This is a genomic window from Rhodonellum sp., assembly GCF_030656585.1.
Lineage (GTDB): Bacteria > Bacteroidota > Bacteroidia > Cytophagales > Cyclobacteriaceae > Rhodonellum > Rhodonellum psychrophilum.
Genome location: NZ_JAUSPP010000067.1, coordinates 53,276 through 68,880, shown reverse-complemented (window position 1 = coordinate 68,880; position 15,605 = coordinate 53,276). Strand labels below are relative to the sequence as shown.

Annotated in this window: 8 protein-coding genes; 1 reads left to right on the top strand and 7 read right to left on the bottom strand. The window is 40.3% G+C overall.

Features of this window, described 5'->3' with window-relative positions; all coding sequences use genetic code 11:
- Window positions 1-53: 53 nt before the first annotated feature.
- Window positions 54-1,568: an ethylbenzene dehydrogenase-related protein gene (locus Q7J63_RS17370; RefSeq protein WP_019599626.1), complete on the bottom strand. Its 1,515-nt coding sequence runs from the start codon at window positions 1,566-1,568 to the stop codon at window positions 54-56.
- Between the two features lie 165 nt (window positions 1,569-1,733).
- Here Q7J63_RS17370 and hemG point away from each other — a divergent pair, with 165 nt between their 5' ends.
- On the top strand, window positions 1,734-2,264 hold the full coding sequence (gene hemG, locus Q7J63_RS17365) for a menaquinone-dependent protoporphyrinogen IX dehydrogenase (RefSeq protein WP_304887962.1): 531 nt from the start codon (window positions 1,734-1,736) through the stop codon (window positions 2,262-2,264).
- 852 nt (window positions 2,265-3,116) lie between these two features.
- Here hemG and Q7J63_RS17360 read toward each other — a convergent pair.
- From Q7J63_RS17360 to Q7J63_RS17335, 6 genes are all read right to left on the bottom strand, one after another.
- Window positions 3,117-3,878, bottom strand: a complete 762-nt coding sequence (locus Q7J63_RS17360; protein ID WP_304887961.1) for a 2-oxo acid dehydrogenase subunit E2 — start codon at window positions 3,876-3,878, stop codon at window positions 3,117-3,119.
- A gap of 331 nt (window positions 3,879-4,209) precedes the next feature.
- Window positions 4,210-4,821 carry an outer membrane beta-barrel protein gene (locus Q7J63_RS17355; protein ID WP_304887959.1) on the bottom strand — a complete coding sequence of 204 codons (612 nt, stop codon included), beginning with the start codon at window positions 4,819-4,821 and terminating at the stop codon, window positions 4,210-4,212.
- A gap of 70 nt (window positions 4,822-4,891) precedes the next feature.
- Window positions 4,892-9,883: a PAS domain S-box protein gene (locus tag Q7J63_RS17350; RefSeq protein ID WP_304887957.1), complete on the bottom strand. Its 4,992-nt coding sequence runs from the start codon at window positions 9,881-9,883 to the stop codon at window positions 4,892-4,894.
- 676 nt (window positions 9,884-10,559) lie between these two features.
- The gene (locus tag Q7J63_RS17345) at window positions 10,560-13,256 is read right to left on the bottom strand and encodes an HAD-IC family P-type ATPase (protein ID WP_304887956.1); all 2,697 of its coding nucleotides are present in this window, start codon (window positions 13,254-13,256) and stop codon (window positions 10,560-10,562) included.
- 786 nt (window positions 13,257-14,042) lie between these two features.
- A complete protein-coding gene (locus Q7J63_RS17340) occupies window positions 14,043-14,426 on the bottom strand; it encodes a hypothetical protein (RefSeq protein ID WP_304887954.1) in 384 nt (127 codons plus the stop codon).
- A gap of 399 nt (window positions 14,427-14,825) precedes the next feature.
- Window positions 14,826-15,386 (bottom strand): AraC family transcriptional regulator, encoded by a 561-nt coding sequence (locus Q7J63_RS17335; RefSeq protein WP_026333818.1) that lies wholly within the window; start codon window positions 15,384-15,386, stop codon window positions 14,826-14,828.
- Between the last annotated feature and the right edge of the window lie 219 nt (window positions 15,387-15,605).

The window sequence follows — 15,605 nt, the reverse complement described above, 5'->3', positions numbered from 1 at the left end:
AGATGGATATATCGTGTTTCTCCCAGCTTCAATTTGTTGATGTTCCTTTAGGACTAATCCAAAATTGAGGCATTCAATAGAGATTGGGCTCCAGTATGGCAAGTTCCACAGGTGGTTGATTCCAAAGAACCTGAACCAGGATGTGCACCACTCTTCAACCAATCACTGGTGTATTTGGGCATCAGAGCTTGTTTTACCCAATTGGTTTCCAAGGCAGGGATACTATTCCAGTCTGCATTTTGAATACTGCCGACCGAGATCGCTCGAATATCTGTATCGGTGGTGTTCGAAAGACTATATGGGATTGAAATATCATGTGTTTCAGATCCAGCTCCTGAATCATGCATGGCAAAGCTTATGGTGTATTTTGAACCATTTCTCAAACCTGCCAAATCTTCATCTCTTTCAGAACCAGTCGTGAATTTCCTTTTCATGATTACAGTCCATTCATTTTTGCTTTGGTCATAGAATCTTTCTGAAGTAATGTCATGTTGGTCTGAATTGTAAATGAAACCAACACTTCTGGTGACCATGGCCATTTTCTGTGAAGAAGTCCATTCTGCATGAACCTCATTGAGTTTGGTAAGGGCGGCAGTTGCGGTAGTTATTTTACTTTCTGTAGCCGAAAATGATTTCCAGGTATTGAAGTCATTACTGTTTTCATCACGAAGGTGAGAAGGGAGATGCCCCACACTTCCTAGGGCAACATATACCAAGTAGCCCAAATCAAGTGCGTTGACTTTGTCTTGGGTATCAAAATTTCTGTCTTGATACACCACCAATAAACTTCTGTTTTTGGAAACGTCTTTTATGGCAGAGATATCAACATGTGGATTTGATAAAATAGTGTTTGATTCATTTGCCAAGAAATAAGCAGGTATTGTAAAATTCCCGGGTAATGATTTTCCTTTGTTGAACACAAAGCGAGGTAACCCATCTGTCAAAACAGGATGTCCTGTTCCCGACAAGGCGCCTTGGTCCTCTCGAAGTCTGTCACCACCGGATCTTAAAAATTTTGTGGGCATGGTGCCCAGATTATCTCTTATTCTTTCGGTTTTGTTTACAGCAGCATCTTCTGCATAACCCATAGGCCCACTTCTTCCGCCTCTCCAATGCCAATGGTCAAGGATGTCATCTGTCAAAAGGTGGTGGCTTTCCATCCCAGAGTGACAGGTAATGGCACATCCTGCCGCCGAAAATCCCTGAATACCACCCGCTTGTTGGTTAAACATGATGGAGATTCTGTCCTCCTCCAATCTTTGTCCTGAAGGTAAACGGTCAAATTTTGTCCCGTCGTGCTTGAGCATGTCATGGAATTGCATCGGATAATTTTTGCCAGTATTGGGCAATCCTGACGGGTAAAGTTTTTTCTGACTTTTCCATGTAAATCTAAAGGCTACGTCTGTGGCATCATAAGCCACCTGTGTACTTACCTGAGCCGGTGTTTCCAGTGTCGGAGGTGTGAATACCCGGTCGTCATGGGTACAGCTTGTTAAATATCCTGCCGCTGTAATTACTCCCAGCATGGAAAGGAAGTGTTTTGCTGATTGTAGGTTGGTTCTTGACATGGCGTAAAAATTTCGTGAAGTGTATCAATTGTATTTCATCTGTAATGTTAAAGCTTTATTTGATCCCATGTCCTGACATATTTCATGTAAAAACATGACAGTCGTCAGTGAAAAAATCAATTAAATAGTCTTTATTACCTATGTTTTTTGAATTAATCTCATGGAATGATGTCAAATAAAACAGTCATAATTTATGCCTCGGTCGATGGCCAAACCAAAAAAATTTGTGATAAAATCAGAAATATTCTTTTGTCTGAAAACCATGCTGTAGAGATGATTTCAGTGAATGAAGGCGGTATTGATTTTAGACATTTTGGAAAAATTATCTTGGCCTCCAGTATCAGGTATGGCAAACATCATCCTAAAATGATCCAGCTCATTAGCGAAAATTCAGAAAAGTTAAATGAAAAGAAATCGATTTTTATTTCAGTAAATCTGGTGGCTAGGAAACCGAATAAAAACTCCAAGGATACCAATCCATATGTTGCTAAATTTTTAACAAATTCCACATGGAAACCTGCCATTGTTGGGATTTTTGCAGGGATGTTGGATTATGAAAAATATTCATTTACAGATGCATTGATGATCCGGCTGATCATGCTGCTAACCAAAGGTCCCATTTACCCTAAAGGTCCGGTTGAATATACAGATTGGGATCGTGTCCATACGTTCGGAAAAGAGATCTCACTTCTTTAATGAAATATACAATTAGGTGAATACGCGAGCTAAAAATTGCAATTTCGGGTGTAAAATACTGTTTAAATTCTCGTCGATTAATTAAAAATAAGTTCTTCCGATACAAATCCGGAGACTTTATTATCCTCTCCTGCATTGACTTTAAATCCTTTTCTTTCAAGAAAAATACGGTCCCGGGTTTTGACAAAAGAAATCATTGGAATGATCGTCAATGAAAATTTGCTCCTTCTCTCATGTTTTGGTTTAACCCGAAATATGCAATGGGTTTCCAAATGGGATTGAAACTGAAAGAAGATCAGACTATTGAGACAATAATTCCTGATACCAATAAGGTGAAGTCAAAATCAATCAACACCTAATTGAATATCAGTTAATTATAATATTGAATTGAGTTCGTAATGCATTTAACGGGTTTAACCTGCTTCGTGCATTACTTGTTCTATCATAAAAGATTAATAACCAGTCTCTTTTTTACTGTTTTGACTTCATTATATCGGCAAAGCAACACATTCTCCAATTATTCTGATTTCTTGGAGTTTCAATAACTTTTAACAAACCTAATGCATATTTAGGGTTGAAGGTTTTCTGATTTATCCACCTTGAATCGCTTGTAAGTGACGGACCACGAGTTTCATTTGAATGTAAAAAAAATAAATAAACATGGGTAATCCACTGAAAATGATAAATATGCAAAAGGTTGCGAACTGTTATTTATAGCCTAATATAAATATGAAGCTATAAATAACGAGCCCAACATCATTTTATAGATATTCAGAAATGAGTTTTTGGTGTGACAAATCGAAATGATAAAATTCGAGAAAATTTCACAAAATCACCAAACACAAATCGGTTTCAACGGATGGGAATTGTTTGATTAAAGACCTTTTCCATATTCTCCGCCAATTCTGAAATGAACCTGGCCATCGGGGCGCCATCCACGACATCATGATCCAGCAGGATTGTCAGTTGGAGGATTTCTCTGATTTCAATTCGCTCACCGATGACCCATGGTTTCTTGGAAACTGTACTGATCCCAAAACAAATGGGATGGATGGAGGAGGGGATAAACCAACCCTGAACTTCGCCCATCATTCCGACCGAAGTGATGGCCACGTTGCCCATTTTCGAAAAAGCAAGGTGGGGATGCTTCAGTAAATTTCTCCAAAAGGCTCTCCTGATAAAACCGGGTAGGAAATAATAGAACCTCTCCATTGCTGTCGATCTTTTCTGGAGGACAATGTCTTTTTTGTTTAATGGATTCTCACGCGCAAGGCCAACCTCATTGGTGATGGTTTCAATGCTCTTTTTATCCGCTTTTTCGATCAACAATGGGAGGGGGATTTTTTGGGCGTTCAACTTTTTTTCAACAATAAGCGAGACATTGATGTCCTCAAAAACCAGCAAGCTTCGATTTCCCTTAAGATAGGCAGCAACAAATTCGTGGCTCTTTACGGTATCGCTGATCACTTTGATGAGCCAAGAAGTGAAAGTAATTTTGCCACTTAATTCTTGATGATGCTTTATCCTTTTCTTGCTTTCGGTTACGTCTATTTCAACCAAGGCAACCACATGGTGCTTTCTTCTCCCAATTCCGAAAATGTCGATTGAAGCCATTCTGGTTTTAGGAAATCGATGGGTTTTGTGGCTGATCATATCTTTGTATCAAAAAATGGAAAGTAAAGCACATGAATTCCAAAGCAGATATTTGGGTTTATGGAAAAATGAACAATACCCTTTTTTCAGAGCCCTCAATTTTATCCCGAAATATGCATTCCTTTTCCCACTCAGATTGAAACGGAAAGAAAATCTGACTGTTTGGAAAATAAGGGCCAATACCAATATGGTAAAGTCAAAATTACCAAACAAGTAGCTGATTAATAAACAATTAAAATCTAAAATTGAGTTGGCAATGAATAGCACGGATCCAATCGAACAAAAAATCAGCTTAAAATATATAGCTCAATCCCAATCCCAGGGAAATATATTTGAAGTCCAAATCCCTGGAAAAAGGTCCGATTTCAAGCCCTCCTGAAAATGACCTGTACCGAACACTGGGTTGCAGGCGAAATCGCTCCGCCAAGGGAATCGAAAGCCCTGCTTCCACCTGCCATCCAAATCCATGGCCTGTATCAAAAAGGGTATTGCCATCGTCATCTTCGATTTCAACATGGTTCCACAAGCCACCCGCCCTCAATAACAAACTGGTTTCGGAAGCACCCAAAGGATATAGGAACTGCAGTCCATAAGTATATCCCGTTTCTTCAAAGTCCAAATCTGTTCCTGCAAAGGATTCCTTTGAACCAAAACGATTCCAGCTCCATCCCGCATAGGCGCTGAGATTTGGCAAAAATCGATAGGCAACAGTGCCTTCAAGCCCAAAGCCATTTTTCAGATCCCCATCAGCCGCATCACTGGTGGGGAGATTAAATCCCGGACGGAACTCCACGCTCCACCGATTTTGGGCATTTGAAACGAAGGATGCCAAAACCAAACAAAATGTCAAGGTACCGATCAAAAAAAATGATCCGGACCTTCTGGGAGGGAAAAAGTGCTTCATGGTTTATTGATTTAGTGAAATAATACTATTAAACTTAAATTAACCTCAATAAAGACTCTAATATAATGAATTATTTATCAAGCGTAAAATAAAACGTGGTCCCTTTGTTTATTTCTGATTCCAACCAAATTTTTCCATTTAGGTTTTCAACGATCTTTTTCACGATGGCCAATCCCATACCTGTTCCGTCAAATTCCTCTTTTCCATGCAGTCTTTGGAAAATCACGAAAATTTTATCAAAATATTCCTTTTCGATACCAATTCCATTGTCCTGAACGGAAAACTCCCAATGGCTATCCCTGTCCACTGCCTGGATGTTGATTTCCGGCCCCATGCCCGGCCTGCTATACTTGAGTGCGTTGTCAAGCAGATTATGGAACAATTGCGTCAATGGTGCTCTATAAGTGCTTATCAAAGGAAGGGAGTTCTTGAGGAGAGTTGCGGATTTTTCTTGAATCAATCGGTGTCTCAAAATACGAAAGTCGTCCACCAATTCATTGATATCGATCATCTCTTTTTGATCTTCAAATCTTCCAACCCGGGAAAACTGCAACAAATCCAAAATTATCTGTCGCATCCTTTTTGCACCATCTACTGCAAAATGAATGTATTGTCGTGCTTTTTCGTCTAATTGTTCTGCATATTTTTTCTCCAACTGCGCCAAAAAACTTGTGATCATCCGCAATGGTTCCTGCAAGTCATGTGAGGCGACATACGCAAACTGCTCAAGTTCGGTATTGGAAATTTCCAATTCCCGAGTGTGTTTTTTCAATTCGTCATTGAGTTCCCTCAGTGAACTTTCATACTCTTTTCGATAGGTAATGTCCTGACTTGCGCCGATCATCCGGATAGCTTTTCCAGTTTCATCTCTGACGATAAATCCCCGATCATACACAAAGGCATAGGTGTTGTTTTTCCTGAGAAATCTGTATTCCTTTTCCCAAAAGTTTTGGTTTGGATCTTCGAAAACCAAGGTTTGGGAATTGATGACCGCTTGCAATTCCTTTGGATGAACCTTTTTTTGCCAAAAATATCCGTCGTTGTTTGCTTCTTCATTGGAATAGCCAAAGATTTTCGTGAATCCTTCTCCAGTCCGGTTTACTTGGTTGGTTTCAAAGTCCCAGTCCCATATTGCATCGTTTGTGGCCAATGCGACTTTTTCAAATCGATCATTGGTTCTATTGATCTGTTCTTCTGCTATTTTTCTTTCGGTAATGTTTTTGAAATAAACGGTGATTCCATCATTGGAGGGATATGCACTGATTTCAAACCAGCAGGCAATGGGTGCGTAGTAATCCTCAAAATGTACCGTTTCGCGTTCTACCATCGCTCTGGCATAATTTTGAAAGGAAGGTAAATGAACTGCATTTGAAAATACCTCCCATAAATTTTTCCCCAATACTTTTTCCCGTGGGGTAAAGAGTAAGGTTTCTGCCAATCTGTTCCAGTACGTGACCGTATAATTTTTATCCAAGGCAAAAAAGGCATCCCCGATACTTTCCAAGATGGTGTTTTTTTCCTCCAGTGATTTTAATGATTCGATTTCGGCACTCTTGAGCTGATGAATATCCTGAAAACTCCCAAATATTTTGATGCATTCTCCATTTATGCGTTCCGATTCCCCAAGACAACGTGTCCATTTTTTATTTCCCTTAGGGGTATTGAGCAGAAGCTCCAAGTCAAAATTTTCTCCCGTTTCAATCAAGTGATTGACCGCCAATACCAATTTATTTTTGCTGTCTTCGTCAAACAAGGATAGTCCATTTCCGAAAGTCGGAATGAAGCTTGAATCAACTTCAAGGATTTCTCTGCTCATTTCTGACCAGTACTGTGATTCTTGCTCATTGTCTTTTAGGTTGAAGTCCCATGTGCCGATTTTCGCCAAACTCGTGGCCTTATCCAGTAAATCTTCAAGTTCTTTCTTTTCAGTAATGTCCCTGCCAAATGCAAAAACCAACTTTTCTTCCCCAAAAATACTTGAAGAATTCCAGGAAATCCATTTATGGGAACCGGATTTTGTCATCAACCGGTTCACAAAATTATTGGCTTGCCGATCGCCGGTAATGGTTTCCTCAAATTCAAATTGAGTAGCTTTCAGGTCTTTTGGGTTGATGAAATTATCGAAAGGTTGGGAAGTGAGCTCCTCCTCTGAATAACCTAAGAGCTTACAGAATGCAGGATTGACTTTTATAAATTTTCTATTGGGAGAAACGATGGCCAAAATTTCCGGAGCGCTTTGAAAAAATAAATGGAGTTCCTCTTCTTGTTGTTTTCTTTTGATTTCCGTCCCAAGGTAATCTTCCAATGGTTTGAGAAATGCGACATTGTCACCAGCTTCTTTGCGTGTTTTTTTACTGCCTAGAACCAAGACGCCAACAAATCTTTCGTTTTGGAAAAGTGGGATACCCCAGATGGTGTTGATACCTGCCCTTTGTGCTGCGGTCTTTCTGATAAAATCCTTTGAATCCGCAATGTTTTCCCAAACTTCTGTTTTTTGGCTTTCCCAAACCCAACCGGAAATCCCCTCTCCAATTTTCACCTGTTTGACAAATTCGGTTTCCTTGTAGAATGTTTTTGCAATATCATCCTTCGAAAAATGTGAAACCCTATGCAATAGATTTCTTTCATTTCCGAGAAGCCAGAATTCTGCAGTTTTATAATCCCCGAAATCGGCGAGGAAATTCAGCACCTTCTTTAAAATAGTGGAGAGTTTTTCATCCTCCTTAAAGATATTGGCGATTTGCTGTTGGATTTGTTTTTGGACTTCGACCTGTTTGGTTATCGATACGTCGCGCAAAGCACCAATCATCCGTTTTGGTTTTCCGTCCGCATCCCGAATCAGGTGTCCGGTTTCTTCTACAAATGCGTATGTCCCATCATTCCTTCTAAATCGGAAATTACCCAACCACCTTTGCCGGAATTTGTCTTCCAAAAATTCTGTCCAATCAGATTGGTTATTGTCCCGATCTATTGGATGTGTCAATGCTGCCCAATCCTCCAATCGAAACGGTTTGTTGTCTTTTTGAAATCCAAAATTGCGATAAAATCCATCTCCCCAATAAAACAAATCTTTCTCTATGTCCCAATCATAAATGGCATCGTTTGTCGCTTTGTTTACATATTCAAAGCGTTCATTGCTCTTTAAAAGTGCCTTTTCAACTTGGATCCTTTCTGAAATATCAATCCCCACGCACTGTAATTCAAATGGAATGCCTTCCTCATTTGCAATGCAAACAAAATCCCATAGTGTCGACATGTAGGAGCCATCTTCTTTTGGTTTGTCCACTTCAACTTTAAAGACTTTTCCAGGGTGGAGCAGGCATTGATCGACCACTTCCGTAACTTTCTGGTGATCGGAGGCTATAATGGATAAAAAACAGTTTTCTCCAATGATTTCTCCATTTGGATAAAGCCATCCGAAATCCATTTTGAATTTTTCATTGACATATGAATATCTTCCTTTTAGATCTGTTCGGATCACGTAACTGGTCTGGGACTCATACAATCCCCTGATACGGGCCTCGCTTGCTTGCAAGGCCTTGAATGATTTTTCTTTTTGGGTAATATCAATGCAGACCACCATCATGCAATCACGCTCATTGAGCTGCAAGGGATGTCCTGTCACATCCATTCGCATCAACTCACCATCCTTTTTTTTGTGGGTAAACACGCCAAAAGATATCCTTTCCTGAAGATGTCGGGTTTTTTCATGCAATTGGATGAGCCTTGGGACTTCCTCGAGGGGTTTTATGGATGTCATGGTCAGGGATAGAAATTCTTCCCGCTTGTACCCATAATGGTCCAATGCAGTGGGGTTTACATCCAAAATCTGAAATGTATTCAAATCATAAATCCATTTGGGAAGAGGACTGGTATTGAAAAGCCGCCGATATTTTTCTTCAGATGCTTTGAGGTTTCTTTCCGAAGTTATTTTTTCTGTAACATCTCTAAAATTATCCACAATGCCATTGATAAATGGGTCATTCAATAAATTGGTGATTGTAGATTCCAGCCAACGCCAAGAACCATCCTTGTGAAGCGTCCTTGCCGTGTGCCCTTGAATGGGGATTCCAGGATTTGCCAATACTTCTTCCATTTTGTCTACAATACCTGCGACATCTTCGGGATGGATAGAAGCGAATAAATTCAGCTGCATCGCTTCCTCCTCCGTATAACCCAAAACCTTGGTGATAGAAGGTGAAACATAATTCACATTTCCATTTTTCTCCAAGATGATCATCGCATCTGCGCCATTCTCCACCAAAGCTTTAAAGCGCTTTTCACTCCTCAAAAGCTTTTCTTCCTCGATCTTCTTTTCTGTGGCATTTCTTGCCACGCAATACATGATTCTATCAGCGCTGTCCCATCGGGCAGACCAAATGACTGTGATGATACCGCCATCTTTTCTGATGTACCGGTTTTCAAAGTTGGTCACCGGTACACCTGATTTAATTTGCTCCGTGGATTTTTGTGTGAGTTCATAGTCTTCCTCGAGCACAAAATCCACATGACTTTTGTTTTTTAACTCTTCAGGGCTGTATCCCCAGATATTTTCAGCCGCCGCACTTACTTTTAAAAACTTCCCATGTTCATCCAGTGTACAGATCACATCCAGAGAGGAATCCATAATTCTTTCCAGGGCAGCATTGGATTGATTCAGTTTCCATTGTTGATCCACCATTACCGTGATATCCTGAAAAACACCTGTCAACTTGACGGTTTTCCCATTTTCATCCTTCATTTGGATGGCAGAGGACCGGATATGCTTGATATTGCCGTTTTTTGTGACAAATCGTTTTTCGATGTTGTAATCGGCTCCTGTTTCCAACACCTCTTGCATGTGTGCGAGTGCTTTTTCCCTGTCTTCCGGATGGATGACTTTTGTCCCGATCGTAAAATCAACCTTGAAAGATTGCGGGGCATACTCTAAAATATGAAATACACCATCAGACCAGTAGACTTCATTACTTAATAGGTCCAATTCCCAACAGCCCGTTTTAGCCAATGCTTCAGTTTGCATCAACAGGGTCTTGTCCCGAATATCGGTTTTGTTATTGATCATTTGGAAATGGTTTTGTTTTATCCATTTGAAAATTGTAGGATAAGAGCAGTGTGTTGATTTTTGGTTTAGGTTGCTTTGGGGAATTTGAATTCAACTATGCGGGTAATTTTCAGTTCACCTTCCATCGAATTTTATGGCGAATGGTACTGAGCATTTAATTTAGTTCATTTTTTAATGAATTCCTAAAACTTGGTTTTGCCTATGATCAAGGTATTTTCGAGTCTGCCAAAAGGATCAAAATAGAAAAGACAATTTATGCATCACTTGGAGGGAAGGCGAATTACTCGAAATTGGTAAAGTGAAACAATCTTTGTCCAATAAATATTTCGGGCCAACAAAAGATTTCAAAAGCTTATCCCTCTGAATGAATCTTTTTGAGATTTGTCTTTTGCAAAATTGGATTTTAAAGAAAATTAGTTTTTGATGATTTTAACACGTGATATGTTCTGCCATTTATATTTCAGCTTTAAACCCTTTAATCCATTACGAACACAATTCAAGGTTGTGATTAACTGAGGATCAGCTAGGTGTGGGTTGTTTTGGCTTTGCCTTATTGGTGCGAGGAATTGGCCTCCTAAAAGCCTGATTTTCTTGCGGTTTCAATCTCATTTGGAAACGGAATGCATATTTAATGTTTAATCTTTTGGGAAATGGGACCCTTCTGTATTTTGAGAACTCAAGGTTGCTTTGGATTTGATTTTTTCTTGACCCATTTGAATAATTCACCCATCCATAGGACTATTGAAGAAATGGAAATGAGAACAGCAAATTCCCAAGGATCGACAAGAACAAATTTAAAAAGGCTTGAAAAGAATGGGATTTCAATGATTCCGATCAAAATCGCAAAGGAAAATAACATGGAAACATTGATATATGGATTTGAAAAAAAGCCGATCTTGAACACAGATTTTTTTAAAGCACGCATGTTGTAGAGGTTGAAAAGCTGGCTGGAGGCCATGACAATAAACACCATGGTCCTGGCGGTCTCGATGCCCTGGGGCAAATAATAAAAGTAGGTCACCAAGGACATGCCCATCATAAACAAGGCAATCAACAACAAGATGGGCAATGCTTTTCGGGTCAGAATATTCTCGTTTTTGTGAACAGGCTTTTCTGAAAGTTCGTCTCCATGTCCTTTTTCTGCCGCCAATGCCAAATCGGCCACCCCATCTGTCACCAAATTCAGCCATAGGATTTGCGTAGCGGTAAGCGCAATGGGGTATCCCATTGCGACAAGCACAATCAAGATGGAGAGAGAGGCAAAGTTGGTGGTGATAAGGAAAAAACTGGTTTGCCGGACATTGGTAAACACAATTCGGCCTTCTTCCACCGCGTTGACGATGGTGGAGAAATTATCATCGGCCAAGACCACATCTGAGGCGTCTCTCGCCACATCCGTACCCATGATTCCCATCGATACACCCACATCAGCTTTTTTTAAGGCTGGGGCATCATTTACACCGTCCCCGGTCATGGCGATGAGTTCGCCTTTGGCTTGTAAATGATCTGCAATCTTCAATTTCATGCGTGGGCTTAGCCTTGCAAAAACATCAATCTTTTGGATGGCTTCGGCAAATCCGTTTTCATCCAAGTCCAGCAAATCCGCTTCAGTCAAGGCTAGGGTTTCGTTTTCTTTTTGAGTGGAAATGATGCCTGTTTCCCTGGCAATGGCCTTTGCTGTGTTTACATGATCACCAGTGGCCATGATGACCCGGATTCCTGCATTTCGGCATTTCTCTATCGACTGCTTGACATCTGGCCGAGGCGGATCGAACATGCTTACGATGCCAGCAAAAACCAGATTGGAGACGTCCTTTTCCGAGATTTTTTCGGTGGTGGTATCCGTGGTTTTATAGGCCAATCCGATGACCCGCATGGCATCGTTGGACCACTCTTCAATCTTGCCCTCGATGTGTTTTTGGATATCTTCGGTTTTGGTTTTTTCCCCTTCCTTGTCAAGGAATCTGCTGGAGATTTCCAGGATTTTTTCCGGAGCGCCGATGACAAATAATTCCCTTCTATTGTTGTCCTCAAAAAGGGTGGCCCTGTATTTCAACTTTGAATTGAAGGGCAAATCATCAATTTTTTTGGATTTATCCGTATCGGCCAAAATAATCCCACCGATTTTTGCCATCACTTTAAGGGCTCCTTCTGTGGGATCGCCAACGATTTCATCCGTCTTTTTTTCCTGGTTGTATTTGATCTCTGAATTGTTGGAGATGGCCGCAATTTGTAGGAGCTTGTCAAGGGCTGGATTTTTTTGGAGATCGATTTTTGTGGGATTTTGTTCCGAATTTTCAACTTGGGTAATGCCTTCCTCACCAACCTTGAATTCCTGTTTATCCAGTTGCATTATTTTTTCTACGATGAGTCTGTTTTGGGTAAGGGTCCCGGTTTTGTCGGTGATGATGACGGTCACGGCCCCCAAGGTTTCCACAGAATTCAATTGTCTGATGATGACATTTCGTTTGGCCATCCTGTGAGAGCCTATGGCCAAAACCAGCGAAAGGATGGCGGGCATCCCTTCTGGAATGGCAGCTACCAATGCAGCAATCGAAATGAGCATCAACTCTTCATTCGACAAATCACTGAAATAACTACCCAGTACATATAGGATTATTGCGCTGACAATGGCGAGTACGCTCATCTGGGTAGCAAGAATGTCTGTCTTTTTCTGAAAATTGGTTTTCTCGTTCTTGATGGAGCTCAGGGTGTCTGCAATATCACCGATTGCGGTGTTGGTCCCTGTTCCCGACACCAGCGCCTTAGCAAAGCCACTTGCCACAAATGTGCCTTTGAAGAGCATGTTTATTTGATCGGCAAGTACCGTGTTTTCGGGAAGGGCCTCCGTTTGTTTTCCCACAGGAACCGACTCCCCCGTTAGGGATGCCTCGATGCAGCGCAAGTTTTTTGACTCGATGACCCTGCAATCCGCCGGGATACTGTCGCCTTCCTCCAACACAACAATGTCACCGGGCACCAACTCCCGAGCCATTACAATTATGGATTTCCCGTTGCGGAGTACCCTTGCCTTGACCACCATCATTTTTTTCAATGCGGATATGGCTTTCTCGGCTTTCTGTTCCAGAAAAAAACCAATGGCTGCATTCAAAATCACGATCCCCAGGATCACATAAACATCCAACATGTCACCGATAAACCAACTGATGGTGGCTGCTATCAATAGAATGAAAACCAAAAGGCTTTTGAGTTGTCTCAATAAGATCCAAATCCAATGAGTTCTGCCTTTTTCGGGGATTTCATTCCAACCATGTTTTTTCCGGATTTTTTCCACCGTCTCCTGATCTAGCCCATTGATGGAACTTTGAAGATTTTTTAGGGCTTCTTCTGGCGACTGGGAGTGGAATTTCATGTTGTTGCTTGCCTTTGATGTTGATGATTAAAAATTCAACTCGTTATGCATTACCAATTGCATTTCAGCCTGAAATTGCTAAATAATCGGTTAGGTGGTTGCTGTTTTTGACTTCACTCGATCGGGACAACGGCTTCTTCTCAGAATAGGCTGGTTTTTTTTTGGTTTCAATCCCATAAGGAAAAATAAAGTATTTGTCGGGTTTAAGAATTAAATCAAGGTTTCTTCTAATTATTTTCTCTCTACAAACCAATTTAATCTTTTTTATTCGGACCCTAAAATTAAATCAATCATAAGAAAACCTTCCGGGTATTGGCGAAGTCCTTGTTGCGTTTTGTGTGGAGTTTTGCGTTGAATTTTTCGCGCCATGGTCGACGAGGTTTTCGCGGAGATCGCAAATGGAGGAGGTTGGGGAGGGTGGTTTTATTTGAGATTTTGAAATTGATTTGGAAAAAGTGTTTGCGTTGAATTTTTCGCGCAAAGGTCGCCGAGGTTTTCCCGGAGATCGCAAAGGAATGAGGTTGGGGAGGGTGGTTTTATTTGAGGTTTATAAAATGATTTGGAAAAAGTCTTTGTGTTAAGTTTTTCACGCAAAGATCGCAAAGGTTTTCGCGGTGACCGCAAAGGAATGAGGTTGGGGAGGGTAGTTTTATTTGAAGTTTATAAAATTATTTGGGAAAAGTCCTTGTGTTAAGTTTTTCGTGCAAAGGTCGCCAAGGTTTTCGCGGAGATCGAAAAGGAATGAGGTTGGGGAAGATGTTTTTATTGGGATTTGGCGGTTGTTTTTTACATCGATTTTGCTAGAAATCCGATGAATTCTTCTCTCAATTCCCTAAAAATTTTCTCAAAAACGGCAATACTTTCCCGGTGTTTCTGATGGTCAGAAAAATTTTCGGTACCAATATCGGCTCCTTTTTTTTCGACTGCTGTATGGAGGTACGCTTCGTGGCTTTTGATATCATGGTTTAAGATATCGATCTGCTCGTTTTGGATGATCACTTGGTTTTGGAAGTGTTCCACCATAACCATTACTTCCTTTTCTGGTTTTTTTTTGGCGACTTCCAATATCCGACCATCCATAATGGAAAGTTCGTCTCTATAAAACAAAAGTTTGTTCAACCATTCTTTGTGCTCTTTGTGCAATTGCGAAATTGTATTTTGATTTTCCATTTCCTTGAATTTTAGTGCTTTTCAAATTGAGATAAAAATAGTATTGTTAAGACAATGCTGGGATTCTAAAATGTCAAACCCAAAACAATATCTCCCTTGGATTTCTCTTCCCATAACAAAGTGCCAATCCGAAAAAGCATGTGTCCGCTACCTTGAAGGAAAGAATTTCAACAACTTAATTTCGGTATTAAAAAGATAAAATGCATTATCTGTTTGTTGATTTTCTCGAGAATCCTACAATAATCCGTATTGGCTGGTCCTATGGAAAGAAAATAGTGTGCTTTTTGGGGATTTCATAAGGGATTTGGATCGAAAAAATTATCCAAATACAAAAGAATGTTTCATAAGGGGGGGCAAAAAAGGAGTTTTGAAATCCTTCGGGATGGATAGTTGCAGGATTTATAAATCCTGAATGGTGATTCTCCTTTTTTCCTTTAATTTCTTGAAGTGTGAAGGGGTCAATCCAGTAACTTTTTTGAATTGGTTGGACAGATGGGCGACGCTGCTGTAGTGGAGTTTGTGTGCGATTTCAGAAAAGGTATGTTCCTCCAGGACAATCAATTCCTTGATTCTTTCAATTTTAAGGGAAATCAAATATTGTTCGATGGTAGTGGCTTCTACTTCCGAGAAAAAATTGGATAAATAGCTGTAACTGTGGTTTAATTTTTCGCTCAACAGAACAGAAAAGGTAGTGTTGGGCCGCTCTTCTGAGTTGTAGACATATTCTACCATCACGTTTCTTATTTTCTCAATGAGAATCCCCTGTTTTTTTTCCAACAGCTCCAAGCCGGCTTTTTTGATCTTACTGTTCAGTTGCTTTTTATCCTCATCACTAAGTTCTTCCTTCGTTTCGATTTCGCCCAAATCAATTTTCACCGTAGAAATGTCTAGCTCCTCCAAAGCATCCTTTACCACGATTTTGCAGCTTTCGCAGGCCATGTTTTTAATATAGATTTTCATAAACCAATTTTTATTGTGTGCTAATGAAAGTTTGATTCGGTTTTCAACTTTGAAACCCATTCTCAAGGCTTGTGCCAAATTTACCTCTGTTTTCAAAGAATGAATACATGTTCCTGTATTTATTTTTAATAGTGCGCTCACCACTAGTCGAACTGAACAAGTTATTTTAGTTGGAATGGATAAGCCATCGCTTTTCAAGTGTTCCTGATAGCTTTTGTG

Excerpts from the sequence above, each read along its gene's own strand:
- Q7J63_RS17355 (WP_304887959.1), bottom strand. The coding sequence starts at position 4,821 with ATGAAGCACTTTTTCCCTCCCAGAAGGTCCGGATCATTTTTTTTGATC.
- Q7J63_RS17370 (WP_019599626.1), bottom strand. The coding sequence starts at position 1,568 with ATGTCAAGAACCAACCTACAATCAGCAAAACACTTCCTTTCCATGCTG.
- Q7J63_RS17340 (WP_304887954.1), bottom strand. The coding sequence starts at position 14,426 with ATGGAAAATCAAAATACAATTTCGCAATTGCACAAAGAGCACAAAGAA.
- Q7J63_RS17345 (WP_304887956.1), bottom strand. The coding sequence starts at position 13,256 with ATGAAATTCCACTCCCAGTCGCCAGAAGAAGCCCTAAAAAATCTTCAA.
- Q7J63_RS17350 (WP_304887957.1), bottom strand. The coding sequence starts at position 9,883 with ATGATCAATAACAAAACCGATATTCGGGACAAGACCCTGTTGATGCAA.
- Q7J63_RS17335 (WP_026333818.1), bottom strand. The coding sequence starts at position 15,386 with ATGAAAATCTATATTAAAAACATGGCCTGCGAAAGCTGCAAAATCGTG.
- hemG (WP_304887962.1), top strand. The coding sequence starts at position 1,734 with ATGATGTCAAATAAAACAGTCATAATTTATGCCTCGGTCGATGGCCAA.
- Q7J63_RS17360 (WP_304887961.1), bottom strand. The coding sequence starts at position 3,878 with ATGGCTTCAATCGACATTTTCGGAATTGGGAGAAGAAAGCACCATGTG.